This is a genomic window from Spiractinospora alimapuensis (assembly GCF_018437505.1).
Taxonomy (GTDB): Bacteria; Actinomycetota; Actinomycetes; order Streptosporangiales; family Streptosporangiaceae; genus Spiractinospora; species Spiractinospora alimapuensis.
In genome coordinates this window covers 3,222,523-3,244,729 of sequence record NZ_CP072467.1, presented here as the reverse complement: position 1 = coordinate 3,244,729, position 22,207 = coordinate 3,222,523, and the positions used below count along the sequence as shown (strand labels likewise).

At 68.1% G+C, this 22,207-nt stretch carries 22 protein-coding genes; 8 read left to right on the top strand and 14 right to left on the bottom strand.

The window, feature by feature from the left end; all coding sequences use genetic code 11:
• Nucleotides 1-11: 11 nt before the first annotated feature.
• The 11 genes from J4H86_RS14960 to J4H86_RS14910 form a co-directional block, all read right to left on the bottom strand.
• Nucleotides 12-188 (bottom strand): thiocillin family RiPP, encoded by a 177-nt coding sequence (locus J4H86_RS14960; RefSeq protein WP_236538168.1) that lies wholly within the window; start codon nt 186-188, stop codon nt 12-14.
• 17 nt (nt 189-205) lie between these two features.
• Entirely contained in the window at nt 206-382 is a 177-nt protein-coding gene (locus J4H86_RS14955; protein ID WP_236538166.1) for a thiocillin family RiPP, read from the bottom strand.
• A gap of 24 nt (nt 383-406) precedes the next feature.
• Nucleotides 407-511 (bottom strand): hypothetical protein, encoded by a 105-nt coding sequence (locus tag J4H86_RS27650; protein ID WP_394356518.1) that lies wholly within the window; start codon nt 509-511, stop codon nt 407-409.
• Nucleotides 512-730: 219 nt separating this feature from the next.
• Complete coding sequence (locus tag J4H86_RS14945) at nt 731-1,417, bottom strand: nitroreductase family protein (protein ID WP_236538156.1); 687 nt, start codon at nt 1,415-1,417, stop codon at nt 731-733.
• Nucleotides 1,414-3,060 carry a nitroreductase family protein gene (locus J4H86_RS14940; protein ID WP_236538154.1) on the bottom strand — a complete coding sequence of 549 codons (1,647 nt, stop codon included), beginning with the start codon at nt 3,058-3,060 and terminating at the stop codon, nt 1,414-1,416. Before J4H86_RS14940 ends, J4H86_RS14945 begins: the two co-directional genes overlap by 4 nt.
• Nucleotides 3,053-3,712, bottom strand: coding sequence for a TOMM precursor leader peptide-binding protein (locus J4H86_RS14935; protein WP_236538152.1), 660 nt, complete (start codon nt 3,710-3,712; stop codon nt 3,053-3,055). The genes J4H86_RS14940 and J4H86_RS14935 overlap by 8 nt, the downstream gene beginning before the upstream one ends.
• A gap of 40 nt (nt 3,713-3,752) precedes the next feature.
• Nucleotides 3,753-5,108, bottom strand: a complete 1,356-nt coding sequence (locus J4H86_RS14930) for a YcaO-like family protein (protein WP_236538145.1) — start codon at nt 5,106-5,108, stop codon at nt 3,753-3,755.
• Nucleotides 5,105-6,169 (bottom strand): ABC transporter permease, encoded by a 1,065-nt coding sequence (locus tag J4H86_RS14925; RefSeq protein WP_236538143.1) that lies wholly within the window; start codon nt 6,167-6,169, stop codon nt 5,105-5,107. Before J4H86_RS14925 ends, J4H86_RS14930 begins: the two co-directional genes overlap by 4 nt.
• A complete protein-coding gene (locus J4H86_RS14920; RefSeq protein WP_236538140.1) occupies nt 6,166-7,221 on the bottom strand; it encodes an ABC transporter ATP-binding protein in 1,056 nt (351 codons plus the stop codon). Before J4H86_RS14920 ends, J4H86_RS14925 begins: the two co-directional genes overlap by 4 nt.
• A gap of 187 nt (nt 7,222-7,408) precedes the next feature.
• Nucleotides 7,409-10,552, bottom strand: coding sequence for an efflux RND transporter permease subunit (locus tag J4H86_RS14915; protein ID WP_236538139.1), 3,144 nt, complete (start codon nt 10,550-10,552; stop codon nt 7,409-7,411).
• 197 nt (nt 10,553-10,749) lie between these two features.
• Entirely contained in the window at nt 10,750-11,262 is a 513-nt protein-coding gene (locus tag J4H86_RS14910; RefSeq protein ID WP_236538137.1) for a hypothetical protein, read from the bottom strand.
• Between the two features lie 276 nt (nt 11,263-11,538).
• Here J4H86_RS14910 and J4H86_RS14905 point away from each other — a divergent pair, with 276 nt between their 5' ends.
• The 3 genes from J4H86_RS14905 (at nt 11,539) to J4H86_RS14895 (ending at nt 13,384) form a co-directional block, all read left to right on the top strand.
• Nucleotides 11,539-12,099, top strand: coding sequence for an NADPH-dependent FMN reductase (locus J4H86_RS14905; RefSeq protein WP_236538134.1), 561 nt, complete (start codon nt 11,539-11,541; stop codon nt 12,097-12,099).
• A gap of 230 nt (nt 12,100-12,329) precedes the next feature.
• Nucleotides 12,330-12,980 (top strand): methyltransferase domain-containing protein, encoded by a 651-nt coding sequence (locus tag J4H86_RS14900; protein ID WP_236538132.1) that lies wholly within the window; start codon nt 12,330-12,332, stop codon nt 12,978-12,980.
• Nucleotides 12,968-13,384 carry a hypothetical protein gene (locus tag J4H86_RS14895; RefSeq protein ID WP_236538131.1) on the top strand — a complete coding sequence of 139 codons (417 nt, stop codon included), beginning with the start codon at nt 12,968-12,970 and terminating at the stop codon, nt 13,382-13,384. Before J4H86_RS14900 ends, J4H86_RS14895 begins: the two co-directional genes overlap by 13 nt.
• Nucleotides 13,385-13,403: 19 nt before the next feature.
• On the opposite strand, the gene J4H86_RS14890 is transcribed toward J4H86_RS14895, so the two are convergent.
• Nucleotides 13,404-14,384: an acyl-CoA desaturase gene (locus J4H86_RS14890; protein WP_236538129.1), complete on the bottom strand. Its 981-nt coding sequence runs from the start codon at nt 14,382-14,384 to the stop codon at nt 13,404-13,406.
• 100 nt (nt 14,385-14,484) lie between these two features.
• The gene (locus J4H86_RS14885; protein ID WP_236538123.1) at nt 14,485-15,672 is read right to left on the bottom strand and encodes an FAD-dependent monooxygenase; all 1,188 of its coding nucleotides are present in this window, start codon (nt 15,670-15,672) and stop codon (nt 14,485-14,487) included.
• 122 nt (nt 15,673-15,794) lie between these two features.
• Between J4H86_RS14885 and J4H86_RS14880 the strand changes: the two genes are divergently transcribed.
• Together J4H86_RS14880 and J4H86_RS14875 are read left to right on the top strand one after the other, a co-directional pair.
• Nucleotides 15,795-16,409: a TetR/AcrR family transcriptional regulator gene (locus J4H86_RS14880; RefSeq protein ID WP_236538119.1), complete on the top strand. Its 615-nt coding sequence runs from the start codon at nt 15,795-15,797 to the stop codon at nt 16,407-16,409.
• A 212-nt stretch (nt 16,410-16,621) separates the two neighbouring features.
• Nucleotides 16,622-17,137, top strand: a complete 516-nt coding sequence (locus tag J4H86_RS14875; RefSeq protein WP_236538117.1) for a hypothetical protein — start codon at nt 16,622-16,624, stop codon at nt 17,135-17,137.
• Here the strand turns inward: J4H86_RS14875 and J4H86_RS14870 are convergent.
• Nucleotides 17,134-17,604, bottom strand: a complete 471-nt coding sequence (locus tag J4H86_RS14870; protein ID WP_236538116.1) for a hypothetical protein — start codon at nt 17,602-17,604, stop codon at nt 17,134-17,136. The two genes, J4H86_RS14875 and J4H86_RS14870, sit on opposite strands and share 4 nt — an antisense overlap.
• Before the next feature lie 285 nt (nt 17,605-17,889).
• On the opposite strand from J4H86_RS14870, the gene J4H86_RS14865 reads away from it, so the two are divergent.
• The 3 genes from J4H86_RS14865 to J4H86_RS14855 all read left to right on the top strand — a co-directional run bounded on the left by J4H86_RS14865 (nt 17,890) and on the right by J4H86_RS14855 (nt 21,984).
• The gene (locus J4H86_RS14865) at nt 17,890-19,776 is read left to right on the top strand and encodes a serine hydrolase domain-containing protein (RefSeq protein ID WP_236538114.1); all 1,887 of its coding nucleotides are present in this window, start codon (nt 17,890-17,892) and stop codon (nt 19,774-19,776) included.
• Between the two features lie 316 nt (nt 19,777-20,092).
• Nucleotides 20,093-20,848: an SDR family oxidoreductase gene (locus J4H86_RS14860; RefSeq protein WP_236538113.1), complete on the top strand. Its 756-nt coding sequence runs from the start codon at nt 20,093-20,095 to the stop codon at nt 20,846-20,848.
• A 233-nt stretch (nt 20,849-21,081) separates the two neighbouring features.
• A complete protein-coding gene (locus J4H86_RS14855; RefSeq protein WP_236538111.1) occupies nt 21,082-21,984 on the top strand; it encodes a LysR family transcriptional regulator in 903 nt (300 codons plus the stop codon).
• Nucleotides 21,985-22,207: the final 223 nt, after the last annotated feature.

Below are 22,207 nucleotides of genomic sequence, written 5' to 3'. Positions count from 1 at the left end.
ACTCGAACCTGTTAGCAGGAGAGGGACGTGGCACTGGTGAAGGACATCGCGGACGTCGCGGGACACGAGGCGCTGCTCGCGGTGGCGACGGTGGCGAAACTGTTGAGCGCGTTTCCCTCGGGAAGCACCTCAACGGTCAACGTCTCTTCCTCAGTGGCGTACAGGTCCAGGCCGGATTCCTGGTGCATGGATGCTTCCTCGACGGTCAGCAGCTGAAGCTGGTGGAGGAGGTCAGTGACGACGCCGACGTTGCCGGGCACGACGCGCTGCTGGCGGTCGCCGCCGACGAGAAACTGTTGAGGGCGCTGCCCTCCGGAAGGGCCTCGACGACCAGATCGTCGTCGGTGGCATAGAGATCCAGGTCCAACGGATCTGAGTTCATGGATCGCTCCTCGTCTGGTTCGGATCAGCAGCTGAAGCTGGTTGAGGTGGTCAGTGACGACGCCGACGTGGCCGGGCAGGACGCGCTGCTCACGCTGGACGCGGATGACGCGGAAGAGCCGGGGGCCACCGCGACCGGGAGTGCCTCGACACTCAGGTCCTCGTCGATGGAATAGAGCTCGAGCTCCGTGTTCTCCAAGGCGTTCCCTCGAATTCGTGACGGCTGACTGGGATCCGATTTCGTCTGGTCGTTGTTGTGTCGCTCTCCCCTCGGTAGTCGTGGCTGATCGGCCCCTGGTCGCACCGGAGTGGACCGGTGTACCGACCACGGGCGGTCCTGGGCGTCGCGTCAGGCCGGAGGCCGGCCCAGCGCGACGGCGAACGCGTGGTGCCGGCTCGTCCCGTCGCTGTGCAGGAGGCGTCGGACCGCGGCCGGTATGAAGCCGGCGAAGACGGACCCGACGTGCCCCTGGGACATGGCGTGCAGCCACATGGTGTAGGCGGCGGAGCTGACACGCCCCATGAGCAGGCGGTACTCATGTGCCCCGCCGTGGTCCCACGCGGTGGAGAGGTCCACCGCGACGGAAAGGACCACCGCGGCCGTACTGAACTCGGGCTGGAGGGTGAGCTCATGCTCGTGGCCCTCCGGAAGCGAGGCGACGGGTGTCAGTGCGCGATCCTCGTCGTCCAGTTGGTAGATGGCCGGTGGGACACCCTCGAGATTGAACGCGACGGCGTCCACCCGCAACGGATTGGACGGGTGCCGCGTCGGCCAGTGCGCTCGGTCGGTCTCCAGCGCGTGCGCGGCACTGTCCAGCACGGCGGAAGGGGGGAGGCCGACCTCGGAGAAGAACCGGGTGGACCGACGTCGCCGGAGCACCGGCAACAGGTTCTCCTGGACGCCGTCCCCCGGCGGGACCGGGATCGGACGGGCGAGCGGCGCGGGGCTGGTGCGGGAACGGGCGCGCGTGGTGGTGCCCGCCGGCACACGGTCGGCGAAGGCGCGGATCAGGTCCGATGTTGGATTGGTGTTCATTCCCCTGCCCGGATGCTGAGAACGGCGGTGATCACGTCGTGGTTAGGGTTGATGTGCAGAATCTCCGCGACGCGATGGTCGTCCCAGTCGGGGTGGATCGACGTCGTGAGACCGAGTGCCGCGCTGACGTGGTGCGCGGCGGACTGGGCGCAGCCACTGTCAAGGAGACACAGACGGAGGGCGGCGTCCCCGTACTTCTGGGCCACCTTGGTGAAGTCACCGACCAGCACCAGCGTGATCGGGGCTTCGCCTCCGATACCCTCGACCGAGGAGCGGATGAGGGCGAGCTGGTTGCGCGACGGCTGGTAGCCGTACACGCCCGAGGGGATTCCGGGAACGTCGCGAATGACGGGGTAGGCGACGACCGAGCCGATGTTTCCGCCGCTCGGGGTCCACCGCCACACCCGCTCCGCGTCCTCCCCTTGGAAGCCGGCCACGACCGACAGCAGGACCGAGACGACGTCTGCGTCCAGCGGTGGCGCGTCCCCCCGTTCGGGAGGCCCCGTGAGGGACGGCCACGGCCGGTCGAGAACGGTGTGCCGCGGCTGCGGCAATCTCAGCTCGGGAGAGAGCGGCCAGTCACGCTGAACGCGTTGGATGGCGAGGTTCGACGGCTTGTAGTGCGCCTGGTGCGCCTTGAGGTCCGCGAACTCCTTGGGGGGCAGGGCGATCGCCGCCTCGTACCGGACGGGGGGCGGCGCGGAGGCGATCTCCCCGTCGGCCACCGAGCACCGTGGGCATCCGGGGCGGGTCGCACTGGAGAGTCGGTGCTGTTCCAGCGTCTCCAGATCGGTCCGGCGCCAGAACTGTGGGAGGAGGCCCTGGCTCGTCCTGGACACGAGTGCGAAGAGGTCGTGGGCGATGAGCGCCGCCGCCAGCGCGTCGTCGAGGTCCGAACGGGCGCGTCCGTCGTCGGCGTCCGCGGTCGATCGACAGTCGAGACACGCGGTGAAGCGTGGGTCCACGTAGGGTCCCAGCTCCACGGTGCGGCCGTGGCGGCGGATCCTCAGGAGGGGGACACCGGCGCCCCAGCAGTGCGTGGTCAGCGGTCCACCGTCGGTCCGGCCGTCGTCGAGCCAGACGGCGAGGGTCGTGTCGGGGTGGGGAACGGTGCCCTCGGCGATCGTGACCGGCAGCGCTGGCTCGAGCTCGGAGCGGACCATCCCCGGGAGCACGCCGGCCCCGAAGAGCTCGACGTTCGCGGTCGTGAGCCGCTGGGCCGCCTCCTCCCAGGCCGCGTTCACCCCTGTCGCGTCGCCGATCCGGGACAGGTAGTCCGCCACCCGCTCCGGGAGGTGGCCCGGGACGGCGACGTCCTCCGCGGGTAGGTCCTCGACGATGCCGGCCGTCCAGAGCAGGGTCAGTGCCTTGAACACGGTGTCCACGGAGACGTGCAGTTTCTGCGACAGTTCCTCGTGGGAGTGTTGCCCGTCGAGAAGGTCGACCAGTTTCGGCAACAGATCGGTGGCGCTGCGTCCCTTCAGGGTCTGACGCCGCGGTGTGCCGAGGACGACGAGACCGTCCTCGGTGAACTCGAGGTGTAGCCCGCGCCGAAGTCGGGGCCACACGGGGACCCGAAGCTGCGGGTCGTGTGTCGCGGCCGCTCCGATGGTGGCGGCGTTCAGCGCTCCGTCCTCAGCCATGTGTTCCCCCCGAGAACGCGGGTTTCCGATCGTCGTCCGCGGTGCGGATGGTCGCGAACCGGTCCCACAGCGCGGGCGACCCGCGGTCGGGCCGACACCGCGGGCACCGGTCCACCGCGAGAACCGAGGCCTTGGATGTGCTTCCGTCCACGAGACTGAACGCTCGGACGGTGCCGCCGAGGGCTCCCTCGGGCGAGCCCCCCATGGCCTCCGCCACCGCCTGATGCCCGAATCCCACCGCCACACCGACGGCGTGCGCCGGATAGGCGAACTCGGGAAGCGGCGTCGTCCGGTCGTCGTCCGTCGGGCCCCCGTCCGCGGAGTGCTGTTCCCGTCTCCGCCGAAAGCACCAGTGGCAGGCGGAGCGTCCCGGCCGGACCACGGGGCCACAACGAACGTCGCGATAGGTCAGGTGGATCGAGAACCACGGGACGTTCCAGTTGAACGCCGCCGCGTCCACGTGCTCGGCCAGTCGGGTGACCTCGGTGTGGGTCGCGGTGACGATCAGATCCGCCGCGGGCCATGCGCTGGAATGTGTCCCACGGCTCGTCTCCAGGATCGAACTCGTGTGGTTCGCTCCGAGTCGACCCGCTACTTCGTGGCCAAAATCTCCGGAGGTCAGAAAGAGAATGTGAGGCGATTCTTTGGGCATGACGAATGCTCTCATTGTTTGGGAAAAGCGCCCGCGGGGGTTACGCGAAAGGCTGCAGATGGGGGTTTATTTCGGATTCTGCGTGGACGTGGTGTCCCATTGCCCGGGGAGCCTCGTAGAGGCGCGCGTGGGCGAGGTAACGGGCTTTGTGTACGAAGGAGAGCGGCATGAGTTGTGGGACGAGGATTCGGGTGACCGTCGCGCCGACTTGCCGAGCCTCGTCGGTGGTTATGTCCACTGCGACAACTTCACATCCGGCGGCGTCCATGCGTCGCATTAGCCAGTCCAGTTTATCCGTCGGACTGTCAGAAACAATAGAAGGAACGTCGCGGATATCTCGGGTTTCCCGTTCCCCTTCGAGAAGGAAATCAAACCGGTGGCGTTGGTCCACGGTTCCCGACATCAGGGCGCCACCGAAGACACTGGTGTTGTCCTCGTTGAGTGGGATATCCCGGCTCGATTTGGCGATGTGTCGCAGCGCGATTCGCAGCGAGGCCATCTCCCGGTACATCTTCGCGACCGCGCGAGCCGGATCGGGGTCACACGTGGCGGCGACCATCTGGGCCACTTCCGGATCGTGGTCGGCCAACTGGACCCCGTAGATCACGGGGATGCCGAGGTCGGTGGTCGCGTCGAACAGCTCGGTGCGCAGGTGCTGGCTCTCCGCCTTCGCCGCGTATCTGCGCGAGAGGTCGTCGAAGGCGCCCTCGTCGACGTGGAGTCGAGGCAGTCTCATGCGCTGCAGCCACGTGAGCGCGATCGCGTCCCGCTCGACGACCTCCAGGAGACCGTTCACGACCGCCGCGACAGGATCGGAGTGGGCCGCGCATCCGGTGGAGATCGGGTGCATGAACCGCTCCGCGGCCGACTCCGGTGGGAACCTCATCCACACGGTCAGGGCCGGGACGTACACCGGGCGGTCCCGCGTGAAGGACCACCCCTGGACCCAGCGCAGCGGGATACGCGGATCGGAGGGGACGAGGCCACAGCTCGGGTCCGCGAGTTCCCGCTCCGAACAGTTCGGGAACGCCGCGGGGGCGATCGCGTCGTCACCGAGCTCCTCCGCCGTCGCCCAGAACATGTCCCGTGAGTCCCACGCGCACGACGAGTACCGTTCCAGGGACTCCGCGATGGAGAGGTGCGCGGCGACCTCCGGGTCCAGCGCACCTCCGGCGCCGTCGAAGTTCCCCTGGGACAGATCGTGGTCCCACGCCGACTGGGCGGCCAGCACGGCGCCCGGATTCCCCAGGTAGGACGAGTAGATCTCGAAAGGGGGCTCGCCATGCGCCGGGGCGAGGCGGTGGGTCCTGCTCACCAGGCCGTAGGGGGACAGCAACGTGCGCATCTGGCGCAGCGAACGGGGAAGCGTCTCTGTGCGTTCGGGGGGTACGGTCACGCGGTCTCCTTAGTGGTCCAGCGGAAGCTGCGTGCTGCGAGGGCGATGAGGGCCACGGCGGTCAGCGCCATGCCCAACCAGTTGAGCCAGAGAGGGTTGTGCGCGACGCCGCCGACCATCTCGTTCCGGAGCGCGTCGCCGAACATGCCGGGTGGGGTGAGCGCCGCGACCCCCGCGGCGGAGTCGGAGATCACCTCCCAGGGGAACAGCACCCCGGACGCCATCAGGAGCACCGGCGTCAGGAACGCGGCGATCATGTTGGTGAGCTCCACGTTGGACAGCACGCCGCCCAGGAGGTAGCCCATCGGCAGCACCATCGCCATGCCGATCGTGGTGGTCACCAGCATGCGGATCATCGAGGCCGGCTCGAGTACCCCGAAGAGGATCGCCGCCGTGCCCGCCACGGCGAGGAGGATCACCGCGAAACCGGCGCGACTCGGGACGAGCGCCAGCAGGACCGCGGACCGGCGTGCCGGGGTCGTCCCCAGGAGGCGCAGTGTTCCGTTGGCGCGCAGGGAGACGAGTGCTCCCGCGGTGCCGGTGAGCGCGACCGAGAAGAGAGCGAAGGTGAGCGCGGCCGGCAGGATGAACGCGATCGGGTCGAACAGTGGCCCGCCCCCGATCGAGGTGGCCGACACCGACCACCCGTCCCACTCGGTGTCGGCCAACGCCGCTTCCAGGTCCGGGATGACCCCGCCCTTGCCGACGGGGACCTCCACCCGCACGGTCTCGCTGTCGGGATGGAACGCGACATGGGCGTCGTAGGCGTCGTCGCTGGTGTCGAGGGTGGCGACGGCCACGACCTCCATGTCGCCGTCCCACGCCTGTTCCACCGCCGTGGCCTGGCCCTGGTCGCCCTCCACGGCGACCACACCGGTTCCCGAGGCCCACGTCATCTGGGCCATGGCGACGAAGAACGTGGCGAGGATCAGTGGGAACCCCACGCTGAAGAACAGCGTCATGGGGTCGCGGACGGTCTCCCGGGACATTCCGGCGGACAGAGCACCGAGCTGGCGCGAGTACCGCGCCGCCGGCGGGGCGACGCTGTCGTCGACGTTCATACGGTCGCCTCCTCGGGCAGCTCGGAGTCCCCCGCCGACAAGGACGTGCCCGTCATCTTCAGGAAGACGTCCTCCAACGTGGACAGGCGGGGACGGATGTCGAGGGGTCCGTGACGGTCGTTGATCCGCTCAGCGGCGGTGTAGGGGTTCGCGACCCGTATCTGCACCCAGTCCCGGCCTCCGGTCTCCGTGGACGGGACCACGGCGTCCTCGCCGTACAACTCGGCCAGGGCGGCCGTGACCGTCGGATCCTTGGTACGGACCCGGACGACACCGCCAGGGCAGTGCTTCTCCACCAGGTCGGCGGGGACCCCCTCGGTGACGAACTGGCCCTTGTGCATGATGGCGAGCCGGTCACAGATTTCCTCGGCCTCGTCCATCGCGTGCGTGGACAGCAGGAACGTGGTTCCGGCCGCCTGGGCGTCGCGGACGATTCTCCACACCGCGTGGCGTGCGTGCGGATCGAGCCCGGTCGTCGGTTCGTCCAGGACGACGATGGGGGTGTTGCCGACCAGTGCCGTGCCGATCAGCAGACGTTGTTGCTGGCCGCCCGACAGTTTGGCGACGCGGGTCTCCGCTTTTTCGCTTAGTCCCAGCTCGTCAATGAGTTTCGGGACGGACCGTGGGTTTCCGTAGAGGGCGCCCCACATTTCCAGTGTTTCGCGGACCCGTAGCCGTGGAAACAGGTTCGCCTTCTGGGGCTGCAAGGCGAGCGCCTGCCGTAGTGCCGGTGAGTCGACGACCACCCGCCGGCCCAGCACGTCGCATTCCCCGGCCCACGGTTCCAGCAATCCGGCCACTGCGGAAATTGTGCTGGTTTTCCCGGCGCCGTTACGTCCCAGTAGTCCGTAGATCTCGCCGGCGCCGACTGAGAATGTGAGCCCGTCGACCGCCGTGAGTTCGTCGTAGCGAACATGGAGTCCTTGGACGTCAATACGCGCGATCGGAAACACCTCACCAGTCGCTGGGTCGGCATGTTGTGGGCGGGCGGAGAAAGTAGGAATGGTTGTCGCTGGTTGCGCGTTTGTATTTGCAATTAGCTCACGACGCATGATCATAAACGATCGCCGTGGCGAGTGTAATCAACCGAGCGTGATCTTCATTACTCTCTGTGATTGGTATTGCATTTGCGCTGATCATTGGATCTTGCTCCCGGGTAATTTTTTTTGGTGTTCCGTGTCGCAGGGTGGCGTGTGTCACTTGTCCGGTTTGGGTTGTTGTAATTTGAATTAAAGTCGGTCATTCGAAGGCATGAGGTCGGAAAAGTGACGGCTGGGTCGAGTCCGGATCCACTCTGCGCTGGAGGAAACGTCTTTTGGCCGTCTCGAACATGGTGTAGAGGACGGGGATGATAATCACGGTGAGAAGCGTGGAGCTGACCAGTCCGCCGATGGTGACGAGGGCCAGCCCCTGCGAGACGAAGCCACCGCCCCCGCTGATCCCGACCGTCAGGGGGACGAGCGCGCCGATCGTGCTGAGCGACGTCATGAGGATCGGGCGGATCCGCTGCCGTGCCCCCTCGATCACCGCTTCGTGGATCTCCTCGTGGTGCGCGCGTCGCTTGTTGATGAAGTCCATGAGCACGATGGCGTTGGTGACGACGATGCCGATCAGCATCAGTCCACCGACGAGCGCGGAGACGCCGAGCGGGATGCCCGTGACGAGCAGGACGAGGATGGCTCCCGTCGCCACGAAGGGGACGGACACGAGGAGTATGAGGGGTTGGACCAGGCTTCGCAGGGTCGCGACCAGGAGGATGTAGACGAGGACGACGGCGGCCAGCATCGCCAACAGCAGGTCGAGGAACGCGTCGGACTGGTCGGCGCTGACTCCGGCGACCTCGGCCGTGGCGCCCGGCGGGAGCGCCGCGGAGCCGGCGGCCCGTTCGATCTCCGCGGTGACCGCGCCGAGATCGGAGCCGGTGAAGTTCCCGGACACGGTCGCCGTTCGCGTGCTGTCCTCGCGGGTCAGCTCCGGAGGCAGGTCGACCTGGTCGATGTCGGCGACGTCCGCGAGCTCGACGCTGTCGTCCTCGCCGTTGGGAGTCGCGATCTCGAGTTCTTCGAGGCTCTCCGCCGACCCCGGCCGTCCGACCGGTTGGAGCAGCAGGTCGTGGTCCACCTCGTCGAGCGTGACGGTTCCGATGTCGACGCCGTGGAAGGCGTCTCCCACCGCCCGCACCACGTCCCCCTCGGTCAGCCCGGCCTCGATCGTGGATTCACGGTCGACCTCGACCCGGAGCTCGGGTTGGGAAGCGGCCATGTCGTGCGTGACGTCCGCGACGTCAGGGATGTCGCCCATGCGCTCCGCCACGGTGTCCGCCGCCTCCCGCAGCGTCTCGACGTCGTCGGCGTGGACCCGCACCTCGAGCCCGGACTCCACCGCGCCGGCGTTGGAGAACGTGAGCGGCCCGGCGTCGGCGCTCAACTCCTCCCGAAGTCGGTCCACGGAGGTGGCGTGGTCGGCTCCGTCGTCGAAGGAGATCGTGTACTGCACCGAGGTTCCGCCGGTGCTGGGGGCGCCGGGCTGCCCCGAGCCCACGGAAGCCTGGTAGGAGGCCACCCAGGGCAGGGAGTCGAGCTGTTCCTCGATCCGCGCCGCCTCGGCGTCGGCCACCTCGAGGGGGGTGCCCGGCGCCAACTCCTGGGTCACGTACACCGTGTCGTCGCCGGACTCCTCGAGGAAGGCGGTGTTGAGGAAGGGCAGCAGCATCAGTGAGACGAAGAACAGGGCGACGCCGGACACGACGACCGTGCGGGGCCAGCGCAGGGCGGTACGCAGAACGCGGACGTACGGAGTCTGGATCGCGCCGGGGGGCAGACCCGCGCGGAACCGGGCCGGCCACGTACCGCTGGTGACGGCGGAGGTGTTCTCCTTCGCGGTCGGCAGCAGCCAGTACGCCAGGACAGGGACGACCGTGAAGGCGACGAGGAGAGAGGACGCGAGGGCGATCGCCACGGTGACGGAGAACGGCCGGAAGAGCTCGCCGGCCTGACCGCCGACCAGCCCGAGTGGGGCGAAGGCGACGAGAGTGATGAGCGTGGAGGAGCTGACGGCGGTGGAGACCTCGCGGACTCCGGCGCGTACCGCCGCCATGCGGTCCCGTCGGGGTGCGATGTGACGTTTGATGTTCTCCACGACCACGATCGAGTCGTCCACCACCCGACCGACGGAGATCGCCAGCGCCGCCAGGGTGAGGATGTTCAGGGTGTAGCCGAGGAGGTTCATTCCCACCAGCGAGAGCAGGAGGGACGTGGGGATGGAGACGGCCGTCACCACGGTCGAACGCAGTGACCACAGGAACGCCACGATCACCAGCAGTGCCGCGACGAGTCCCAGTCCGCCCGCCTCGACCATGGACGCCACCGATTCCTGGATGAAGGGGGCCTGGTCGTAGACGACGGTGGAACTCACGTCCGAGCCCAGCGCGGCGACCCCGTCGTCGACGATTTCCCGCGCCTGTTCCGAGATCTCGACGGTGTTGCCGTTCGGGGCCTTCATCACCATCACGCCCAGGCTCGGTTCCCCGTCGGTCCGGGTGAACCCGCTCTCGGCCGACGGTTCGAGCTCGACGTCGACCAGCTCCGAGAGCTGAACCGCGTCCGGTGCCTCGATCGGGGCGAAGGGGTTGACGTCGTCGTCGCCTTCGGGCAACCAGAGGTCCTCGACCTCCTCCACGGAGGAGAGGGGGGCGCCGGCGGTGACGGTGATCGACCGGTCGTCCTCGACGATCTCGCCGCCCGGCGCCACGACCCCACTGGATTCCAGTGCCTCGACCACGTCGCTGGTCGTGAGGTCGTGGTCCTCCAGGGCGTCCTCGTCGGGGGTCAGGACGACGGAGTCCTCGTGTCCGCCCTCCAGGGTGACGTCCTGGACGCCGTCGATCGCCTCGAGCTCGGGTACCACCGTGCTTTCGAGCGGCTCGACCAGCTCCTGTTCGTCGCCGTTCGTACTCACCGCGAAGCTGATCACGGGGAGGTTGTCGACGTCGAACGCCAGCACCCGTGGCTCGACCTCGTCGGGGAGGTCGGGGATCGCCTGGGTCATGGCGAGACGCAGTGAGCGGACGACGTCGTCCTGGTCGTCGCCGTAGTCGAACTCGACCTGGATCGAACTCGTCCCCCGGCTGGAGGTGGAGGAGTATCCGGTGACTCCCTCCACCTCGCGGACCGTCTCCTCCAGCGGCACGGTCACCGCGTCCTCGACGGTCTCGGGCGACGCTCCTGGATAGGACGCGGTCACCATCGCGACCGGTACCTCTGTGGGAGGGAACAGCTCCTGGTCGAGCTGGGAGGTCGTGAATCCCCCGAAGAGGAGGGCGGCGACGGCGATCAGCGCCACCAGAGCCCGGTTGCGCAGGCTGACGTGACTCAGAGAGAGCATGAAACCGACTCCACGGACGGATGGATGGTGGTCACCAACGGTTCGTGGCCCCCGGGAAGGTGGGGGAGGCCCCAAGCGGCGGGGCTCCCGTCAGGAGGGGCGGGAGCCCGCGAGGCCCCGTTCCCGGGGACATGCCTTGGGGGAGGTGCGACCACGCGTGTCGCGTGGGGTGAGGAAAACGCGGCGAGCGCGTCGCGTCACCAGGTTGGTCGCTCGGTGGCGTTGTGCGTGAAGTGGGCGCGTGCGGCCGGAGTGACGACCAGCGCCGCGATCAGGAGGGATGAGCCGAAGGTCAGCCAGACCACCAGTGCGAACACCATCTCGCTTCCGGAACCGGTTCCCCCGGGGACTCCGAAGGCGACGATCTGGGATATCTGTACCGCGAGTGCCAGGCCCATGAGGGTGCAGGTCACCACCATGAGCTTGGGGCCACTGTGTCGGACGTTCGAGGCCACGACCACCTGGCCGACACCGTAGGCCAACATCCACAGCAGCGTTCCGACGAGATAGGCCTGCGCGGCTCCCGAGGACAGTCCGGACGCGTGGGTCATCTGTTCCACGACCGCGTCCCGGGCGAACACCCACCCCATGAGCTGGGATAGGAAGCTGAGCATCGCGAACGTTCCGAACACGAAGAGCAGTACTCGCGCGACCTTGAGGGACAGGGGCAGGGGAAGCGTTCGGGGAACGATGCTGGCGCTCGTGTCCATGGGGCTCCTTCTGCTCGGGGCCGGGTGGGACCGACCGGTTGGCGGCAGGGAGTGGGGGGTGGGGACTCACTCGCTCACCTCCACACCACGACGATCTCCCCCTATGCTGACAAGTACTTGCCAAAAAGGAAAGTAGTTGTAGGGGTGGATCTTTCTTTCTTTTTTGGAGAGAAGTGTCCTGGGTGTGTCGTTGGGCGTGACGCTTCTCGGGCTCGTGACGAACGCCTCCGCCTCTCGTCTTGACATCAAGCAATGTTGAAGAATGAAGCTGGGAGTATGACGATTCGACCTGGGGACTCCGCGAACGCCACGGCGTTACGCCTGTCCGTCATCCTGGGAAACCCTCGGGCGAGCCGTTCCGGAGGTGCTGTCTCCCACTGGTTCCTCGACCTGGTCCGCCAACGCGCCGACTTCGTCACCGACGTCATCGACGCGCGTGAGCCCCCACCCCCGGAACAGGCCTCCGCTCGGTTGGCGGAGTCGGACGCGTTCGTCGTCATCACGCCCGAGTACAACCACAGCTTTCCCGGCGTCCTCAAAACCCTCATCGACGCCCACTACGTGGAGTGGCACGCCAAGCCCGTGGGGTTCGTCTCCTATGGGGGGATCTCCGGTGGGCTGCGCGCCATCGAGCAGCTGCGTCTGGTCTTCGCCGAACTCCACACCGTGACGGTCCGCGACACGGTGAGCTTCCACCGGGTCGAGGGGCAGTTCGACCAGAGGGGCGAGCCCGTCGACGAGGCCGGATGCGGTGCCGCCGGCAAGCGACTCCTGGACGGAGTCGCGTGGTGGGGCACAGCCCTGCGCGCGGCACGCGCCGTCCACCCCTATGGTTGAGGGGATTCGGTGCGTCCCGGGCGATTCGGGCGCGACGCGGCCACCGTGTTGGCACGACGCTGTCGTGTCGGCACGGTGGTCCCGCCCGGGACGTGGCCGCTCCGTCGACGGCGGGGTGTCACTGGTGCGGTCGCGGTCGTGCGACGACGGGTCCGCACCAGTGGTGAGGCGGGTGAGATGAACTCTCCGCCGCGGGGAATGGGTCACTTATGAGCCGAGGGTCGCGCGCCGTGGCCGCCGTGCCACGCGAGGACTACGTCACGGACATGATCTTCGTTCCGGACGAGGCGACAGGCGGGATGACCGAGCTGCACCGCGCGCGGGAGCCCGAGCGATGGCGGGAGTACGTGCACGGGGACCATCCGGTCGTGACGGCGGTGGAACGCGTGGTGGGCACGGAGTCGGAGTTCGTTCCCACGGTCACCAGCAGCGCCCCACACATGATGGCGCGCATGATCGACATCCTTGATCCGCGGCCCGGTATGCGTGTCCTGGAAGTGGGAACCGGAACCGGGTACAACGCGGCGGTGTTGGCGCACATCGTCGGCGCCGACCATGTGACGTCGGTCGAGGTGGATCCCGAGGCGGCGGGACTGGCCCGCTACGCGCTCGACCGCGCGGGTTGCGCGGTGACCGTGGTGACCGGGGACGGGGCGGCGGGCTACGTGCCGAACGCCCCCTACGACCGGGTGATCGCGACCGCCGCCGTCACGGCGATCCCCTCGCCCTGGGCTCGGCAGACCCGCTCCGGCGGAGTCATCCTGGCGCCGTGGGGCTCGGCCGTGGGCGGAACCTGGCTGTTGTGTCTCACACGGGCGGAGGATGGGTCGTGCGTGGGGCGGATCGAGACCCGGTCCAGTTCGTCGCGATGCGTCACGTGAAGCGCTCCGACGCGCCGCGAACGACCGGCCACACCGCTGAGGCGACGTCCGAGCGGACGAGCCGCCTGGACCCCCGGGTCGTCCTCCTTGGTGGAGACCCCGGCATGCGTCTCGTGGTGGGGACGCTCGTTCCGGACCTCCACAGTTCGGTCGCCGGGCCCGACGCGACGGTGTGGCTGCTGGACGGCCGGGGGTCGCAGGCCGTGGTCGGTCCGGACCCGAGTGGGGCCGGGGTCGTCGTGCGCCACGGCGGCCCACGCGACCTCTGGGCGGAGGTCGAGGCCGCCGTCGCCGCGTGGACCGGCGTGGGCCGGCCCGGTCCGTCCCGCCTCGGCGTCACGGTCGGCACCGACGGACGGCACGACCTGTGGGTGGACCGGCCCGACAACGTCCTTGCGCCCTGACCGGACTGTTCCTGTCCCGTCAGTCGACCATCTTGGCGGCGAGCCTGTCCGCGTTGGGCCAGCGTACGGTGTGGGCCCAGTTGAGTTTTTCGAAGAGCCAGATGACGCGGGCGGAGATGTCGATCTGGCCATTGAGGGCGCCGTGGCGGGCGCAGGTGGGGTCGGCGTGGTGGAGGTTGTGCCATGATTCGCCGAAGGAGGGGATGGCGAGCCACCAGACGTTGCGGGAGCGGTCGCGGACGGCGAAGTTCTCCTCGCCGATGGTGTGGCAGATGGAGTTCACCGACCACGTCACGTGCTGCTGTAGCCCCAACCGCACGAGGCTGCCCCAGAAGAACGCGGTGAGCGCGCCCCACCACGACATCGTCACCAGACCACCGATCACCGCCGGCGTGACCATGGAGACGGCGAAGATGGCGACCGCCCAGCGGTCGATCCGGACGATGTCGGTGTCCTTGAGGAGATCCGGCGCGAATCGACGCAGTGACGTGGTTCGCTTGTCCAAATAGATCCAGCCCATATGGGCGTAGTACAGCCCCTTGGCGACGGAGCGCCAGTCGTCGCCGAACCGCCAGGGTGAGTGCGGATCACCCTCCACGTCCGCGTACTTGTGGTGCCGCCTATGGTCTGCCACCCACTTGATCACAGCGCCCTGGAACGCGAGCGTGCCGGCGATCGCCAGCGCGATCCGCAGGGGACGCTTGGCCTTGAAGGAGCCGTGCGTGAAGTATCGGTGGAAACCCACGGTGATTCCCAACCCGCCGATCAGGTAGAACACCGCCGCGATCACGACGTCGGTGATCGTGAGTGCCCACCCCCAGGCGAAGGGAACCGCTGCGGCCAGCGCGATCAACGGGATGGCCGCGTAGACGAAGACGGTGGCGCGTTCCGCGCGGCCCCGCAACTCGGGTGTCAGATCGGCCTCCAAGTCCCGCCCAGCAGAGGGACGTGAACGTGGCTCCCCTTCCCTCGCCTGGTCCGGACGTGACGGCTCCGTCATGATCAACCTCAATCGATCTGGTGCGGCCCACTGACAGTGACATACCCATAGCGATCCGCATGGCATCTACTTACAGTATTGTAACTTACGCGCCTGTAACTTATTGCGAAAGTTTGTCCAACGGGTAGGAGTAGGCCGCTTTCGCCACGGGAGGTACGCCCGTCACGGAGAAGGCGCCGAACAAGCCCCGGTACAACACCTCACGAACGCGGAGCTCCTTGGGTCCCGCATCCGGTGCCGTCAGCCGGGTGATCTCCCCCGCCATCGCGTGGTTGGCGTCCACGAACCCGCGGATCGCGGCCTCGTAGGCGGGATAAGCGACGCGGTGGTTCCCGTTCGCGGCGGAGATCTCGTGGGCGAGGACGGCCGCGCCGACGAGAGCGAGGGACGTGCCCTGTCCGGTCATCGGGTCGGGGCAGTAGCCGGCGTCTCCGACCAGGGCGACGCGTCCTGAGGTCCACGACGTCATGCGTACCTGTGCGGTCGGGGCGAAGTGCGCGAACGGGGCCTCCTCCATGGCGCGCAGCAGATGCGGGGCGTGCCATCCGTCCGCCCCGAACCGCCCGCGGATGAGGCGCTTGTGCTGGTCGACGTCCTCGACGGGGTTGGGGGCACGGAACAGGAAGTTGCCCTCCAGCGCCGTGTTCCCGGGGAAGGTGGCGATCAGACACCCCCGCCGTGGCCACGCGTGACCGATCACCTGGTCGTGGAGTCCCAGGGTGTTGTCCAGGGTGAACAGGGCGAGGTTGGTGCCCAGGTAGTGGATGGGATCAACCCCACCGAAGGCGAGCGATCGGGTTCGGGAACGAATGCCGTCCGCCGCGACGACGAGGTCGTACTCCTCCGACTCGCCCCGCTCGAAGTGAACAGTTGCGCCGTCGGGGTGTTCGTGGATGGCGGTGACGGAGTCGCCGAAGCGGTACTCGACGTCGTCCTTGGTGTGCAGGTAGATCCGCTCGGCGGCCGTCCCGCGTTGGATCACCAGCCCCGGTTCGGTCGATACCGCCGCTCCCCCGGGAAGCGTGAGCGGCCGGCCGCCGGGGCGCATCGTGAGACGCATACTGCTGGGGGTCGGGCCACCATGGCGACGGAAGGTCTCCAGTAGTCCCATGCGCTGGAGCGCCTGGATGCCCGAACCCTCGATCTGGATCCGATATCCCCCGGTCCGCACCTCGCTGGCGCGTTCCACGACGGTCGGCCGGAATCCGTAGCGGCGGAGCCAATAGGCCAACGCTGGTCCCGCGATCCCGCCGCCGGAGATCAGTACACGCGTGTCTCGACCCGTCATGATCAGTCGCTCCTCGCCTCGTCGGTCCACGTTGGAGCTGCCTCGCCCCGGAAAGGCATGTGGACGTACGTACTACACGGACGTATAGATTATACGTATGTATAGCGTCGTACGATGTTGGGATGGGACATCGGGAAGAGCTCCTCGCGGCGGCGAAGCGGTGTCTCCGTGAGCGGGGGCTCGCGCACATCACCGCGCGTGACCTCGTGGCGGAGTCGGGAACCAACCTCGCCTCGATCGGCTACCACTTCGGGTCGAAGGAGATGTTGCTCAACCTGGCGCTGCTGGAGATGAGCGGCGACTGGGGTGACGAGCTCGAGCCCATCCTGCGGGCGGCGAACGACCCGATGGACGAACCCGACCCCTTCGTCCGGTTCGAGAACGTGTGGTCCGGCGTGATCGAGAAGATGCAGGACCGGGAGTTCTGGGGCAACGCCGGTTTCGAGTCGCTCCTCACCCAGGCACGTCGGTCGCCGGAGTTGAACGCGCAGGTCGCGGACGGTTTCGAAGAGGCGCGCAACAACCTGGGAATGCTGTACCACGGCGAGGACACCGCGACCGAGAACACGTCCACCAATCGGGCCCTCGGCGGCCTCTACCTCTCGCTGGTGCTGGGCCTCACCATCCAGTGGGTGATCGACCCGGACCGTGCCCCCACCGGAGCCGACCTGGCCACCGCGTTTCGCACCCTGGTCGGCGCGCACGACGGTTCCCCCGAGGCCGACTCCGACGCTTGACCCTGTCCCGACGAACCGCGCCACCGGGCGTCCGTGGTTCCGGGCACCGAGAAATGTCAGTGGGCGGCGGCACGATGTAGTCCTAAACGTCGGGCCCCCGTTCCCCGCATGGCCGCAGCCATGGTCGCAGAGGATCCGCGGGGCGGTTCTCCCTGGTTGCTTCGGACACACCGCCGACGGGACCTCTGTCGGCTAGTGACATGGAGCAGGTAATGGCGCGTTTCGGGTGTGGTCTTCTCGCCCTTTTCTTTTTCGCGGCGATCGGTGCCGTCCCCGCCTACTACTCATACGCCGCACTGGGCTCCGTACCCACGTGTAGCGGCGAGGTGATGGAACCGGGGGACAGGTGTATCTACTACACCGATTCAATATTCGGGGGCACCGAAGACTCGGGGTCGCAAGACTATGACGAGGTCATGGAAGAGCAGGACCGTGATCGCTGGTTGATGGTCTACGCCGGCTCCGGCTGGGCTGGCGCCATGGCGCTGCTCTTCCTGTGGATACTCGTCTCCCCGTCAGCCCGTAGGAACCGTGCGATCGATGCCCAAGCCAAGGCCGCCGCGAAAGCGGCGCAGCTCCAGCAGGCCTCCCACCCCACCCAGGCGCCCACCCCCTATCCCCCGTCGGGACACCCGCAGCAGGCTCCGTACCCCGGCGGCCCGACACACCCCGGCCCCCAGGGGAATCCGGGGAACCAGGGCTATCTAGGGCACCCAGGGCACCGTTAGGAACCCCGAACCGGGGCAGGGGTGCGAACCCGCCACACCGACACAAGTACCCCGACGCTCAGGGATGTCCAGACCAGGCAGTAGAGGCCGAAGACGGTGCCGCCGGAGTCGGTGATGAGGGCGCGTCCGAGCATGCCGACGCCGCCGGCGGCCGCGAAGAGGGTGACCAGCGCGACAGGTGGGGCCAGGAGCCATCGGGGGAGGCGGCGGGCTAGGGGGAGGGCGCAGAGGGCGAACAGGAGGACGATGAGGACACCCACCGCCGCGTTCGCCCACTGGGCCGCGGCGACGCCGCCGGGGTCGTAGTCGGCGTAGCGCGACACGGGAACCTCCGGCCCGCCTGTGACGCCGAGGCGCCCCTCCAGGGCGTATACCACCTTCGAGGCGACATAGAGCGCGGTCCAGGCCGCCGCCCCCACGGCCCACAAGACGAGGCCGTCTGGTCCGTTCGCACGCGCGTTCGTCATGACACCAGCGTGACGCCGTCCCGCCCCAGGCACCTCCCCCGCGTGGGGGAATGTTCCGCCGGGTGGGGCTACGTCCACTCTTGAGGGTGGGGGCAGGTGGTGTCGTACGAGTGGGGCCAACCATCGCGGATCACTCCGCTCAGCGGCAGTGTGGTTCGTCGGATCGCTTCCTAGCATCTCTGGTGATCAGAAGCGGGCAGTGTCGCTGGTTGGTGCGCGACGCGGGCCCGGCCGCCGTACGTGGGAGCAGCGACGGCGACACGTCACCCCCTCACTGGAGTCACGATGCCGAAGTCCCGCGCTGGCCTTTCCGCACTGTGTGCCGTCGCACTGGCCGTTCCCGTGGTGCTCACTCCCGGCGCCGCGATCGGCGCCGTGGCGGGAGGAACCAGTCCCCCGGTCGCGGCCCCCTTGTCCCCGGAGACCGCCCAGGAGTTCCTGGACTCGCGGGTCGCCGAGCTTCTGGAGGAGCACCAGGCTCCGGGGGTGGGCGTGGCGATCGTCGGTGACGGCGAGCTGGTCGGTGCGGTAGGGCACGGATACGCGGACATCGACCGGGAGCTCCCGGTCGATCCGGCCACGACGTCGTTCCACACTGGCTCCGCCGCGAAGACCTATACGGCGGTAGCCGTGTTGCAGCTCGTCGAGGAGGGGCTCGTCGACCTCGACGAGGACGTCAATACCTACCTTCCCGACGACGCCCGGGTTGAGGACACCTATCCGGGCGATCCGGTCACCCTCCACCACCTGCTGACACACACCGCCGGGTTCGAAGAGCGGATGGACGGGATGATCCTCACCGATCCGGATCAGGTGAGTCCGCTCGGCGCGCATTTCGCGAGCTCCGAGGTCGAGCGGATCCGACCGCCGGGAGGGCTCGTCGCGTATTCCAACCACGGATTCGGATTGGCGGGCCTCGTGGTCGAGGAAGTCACCGGCGTCCCCTTCGACGAATACGCCGAGGACAACATCTTCACGCCGCTGGGGATGGACCAATCCGGGTTCGGGCAGATGGACCAGGCGCGGGAGAGGTTCGACGTCCCGACGTTCCACGACGCGGACGGCGAGCCGCTCCCCGACTACTACATGGAGGAGATCCCCGCTGGGAGTGCCGTGGCCACGGTCGAGGACATGGCGCGGTTCCTGCTTGCCCTGCTCGACGCGGATAAGGGGGACGGGCAGCGGGTGCTCACGCCAGAGTCGGTCGAACTCCTCCTGAGCCACCAAGGAGGGCCAGCGTCGCAGGTCAACGGTGCCGGGTACGGGATCTGGGAGTACCAGTCGTCGCCCGACGCCTTCACCCACGGTGGGGACTGGATCGGCGCCTACACCCGCTACGTTTTCGTACCCGAGCTCGATCTCGGCGTCTACGTCGCGGTCAACGGCAGCGACGGAACAGCCGCGTCCAGGGACCTGCGCACCGCCGTGATCGACGAGTTCATGAGGGAGTTCGCGTCCGCCGACCTGCCCATGGGGGAAGCGGACCCAGCAGCGGACCTCCAGCCGTATACGGGAGTCTTCGTCACCACACGCAAGAGCCACAGTGACCTGAACCGGATCCAGGAGATCGTGGGAAACCTTCGGGTCAGCGACAACGGGGACGGCACGCTGGACATCGCGGGCCCCGACGCCGTGGATGACCGATGGCTCCCGGTGCGTGACGGTGTCTTCGTCGCGCAGAACGGTGGCGACATGATCGAGTTCGTGTCGCGGGACGGCGAGGTCGTGGGGTTCTCCGCGCACGGAAATCCGACCCACGCCTACGAGGCCGTCGGGACCGCGAACGATCCGCTCGTGCACCTACTGGCGGCGGGGGCCGGCCTGTTGGTCCTACTCACTGGACTGGTGTCGCTGGGACGCCCGTGGGATCGACCGACGACCGCCGCCCGCGTCATCGCGGGACTCACGGCCTTGTCCGCGGTTGTCTCCGTGGGACTCATCGTGTACGGGCTGTCCGACTTCAACCGGCTCACCCAGTGGATCGCGGAGGGCTCACTCGCGCTGACGGTTCCGATGTGGGTCACGGCGGGCCTCGCGGTGGTGATGGGGGTCCTGACGGGCACCGGGTGGGTCCGTGGCTGGTGGCGGGTTCGCCGCCTGGTCCACTACTCCTCGCTCACCGTCGCCGCCCTCGTGGTGGTGGCCTTCGGCTGGAGCTATGGATTCATGTGAGGCACGTTGGGGTGCTGGAGGGGATGAGGAACGTCAACGCGATGCTCGGAAACCACCAGTGTCGCGGGGTTCGTTTCGGCGGAGTGTTCGATAGGGAATGAACCCGAACGGCGCGCGGGCCGGACCGTCACGGAGGCCCCTCAGGCCCGCACCCCTTCGGAGGAGCCAAGATTTCGTTGTGTAATCACACCGTGATCGGTGGTTACTGCTTTTCCTTGTGGCCCCACAGGATTTCCGTGTTTCCCAACGGACGGAGCGCCCTTCTAGCGTGGTCCTCACCGGGGGAAGTGGTGGGCCGATGTGGAGGGAGAACGTGATGACGGGGGACGCGCTGCGGGATCGGGTCGCGGTGATCGGGGGTGGCGCCAAGAACCTGGGGGGCTTGGTGGCGACGACCCTCGCCGAGGAGGGGGCGCGGGTCGTCGTCCACTATCACCGCGACTCCACTCGGCCCGAGGCGGAACGGACCGTCGACGCCGTGCGACGAGCCGGATCCCGGGCGACGTCGGTGCAGGGGGACCTGACCCGGGTGGCCGACGTCCAGCGGCTCTTCGACACCGCGGTCGACAACTTCGGCGGCGTCGACGTCGCCGTGAACACCACGGGAATGGTGCTGCGCAAACCGATCCTGGAGACGACCGAGGAGGACTACGACCGCATGTTCGCGGTCAACTCCAAGGCGGCGTACTTCTTCATCCAGGAGGCCGGCAGGCGGCTCAACGACGGAGGGCGCATCATCAGCCTGGGCACGTCGCTGCTGGCCGCGTTCACCGACGGGTACTCCACGTATGCCGGCGGCAAGTCGCCGCTGGAACATTTCACCCGCGCCGCCGCGAAGGAGTTCGCCCACCGCCAGATCTCGGTGACCACCGTGGCGCCGGGGCCCATGGACACCCCGTTCTTCTATCCCGAGGAGACGCCGGAACGGGTGGCGTTCCACCGGTCACAGGGAATGGGGAACAAGCTGACCCGGATCGAGGACATCGCCCCGGTCATCCGGTTCCTCGCCACCGACGGCGGGTGGATCACGGGGCAGACCATCTTCCCGAACGGGGGGTACACGACGCGTTAGACCTCGTGTTCACCACGGTGAACACGAGCCACGGCTCCAGGCCAGGTCAAGCCGGCCAGGACCGTTCACGTGGCGGGGGGAGTGTGTGGCACGTGTCCGCCGCGTGTGGCCCGGTCGGGTGTGGGGGGACATCCGGCCGGGCATCAGCCGTCTCCCGCCGAGCCCTGTTGTGGCGTACTCTGCGTTGCGTCAGCGATGCGGTGCGTCGGAACCGGTGGGAGTCACGAGTCGCCATGGCGTTGGATCTGCACAAGCTGGAGCATCTGATCGCGGTGGTGGAGGAGGGCACGTTCACCCGCGCCTCGGCCCGCCTCTGTCTCACGCAGCAGGCGCTGTCGAGTTCGATCCGCGCGTTGGAGCGTGAGATCGGTGTGGACCTGCTCGATCGGGGTGGCAGCCCGCTCGCGGTGACCGCCGCCGGCCAGGCCCTGATCGGCGACGCGCGGGTACTGCGGGGAGCGGCGGAGACGGCGCTGCGGCGGGTCCGCCGGATCGGGCGAAACGAGACCGAGATCCTGCACATCGGGCACACGCCGGCGGTCACCGCCGACGAGGTGATCGCCCTCGTGCACCAGGTCCACGCCGTCCACCCGGACCTCCCGACCCAGGTGAACCAGCGCTATCCCGCGGAACTCAACGACCAGCTCCGTCGGGGCGAGATCGACCTCGGGCTGAGCCGAGCGATGTCCACCGACTACGGCCTGGACAGCATGGTGGTGACCCGTCACCGCCTGAACATCGCCATCGACGCGGGACACCGCCTCGCCGGACGCGACACGCTCCATCTGGCCGAGCTCGCCGAGGAACCCATCATGGTGTGGGGCCATCCCGGCCGGTCCGGCTACACCGATCTTCTCGTACACCACTGCCGGGAGGCCGGCTTCGAGCCGCACATCCGCCGCAACCCGATCCAGGGCACACCGCCGGTGACGGCCGTACTGGGAACGCGGGAGCTGGCCTTCGTCACCGCGCCCCCCGGCACCGCCCTCGAGGGCAAGGTCCACGTGGTGGAGCTGCTCCCCCCGACTTTCGTCCCCGTCCGCGCGATGTGGCCCCGCCACACGACCAGCGCCGTCCGGGACGCGTTCCTGAGCGTGGACTTCATGGGCGGCAGGGACCACGCCGACGCTGACTGACGCTTTCGTACCCGCGACCCCGACGGAGGAGGCGCAGGTCTGGCTTACGGACTCCGGCGGTCCGCTGGTCCGTGGCGAGGAGGGGGCCTGGGAGCTGGTCGGCGTGGTCAGCCGACGGTGACTTCGACGTCAGCCCCCTCTGCGTCGGCCCGATGGTTCTCACCGATGCCGGAGCGCACGCCGAGTGGGTCACCGCGACGGCGAGCGGTGGGGTCGGGCGGTA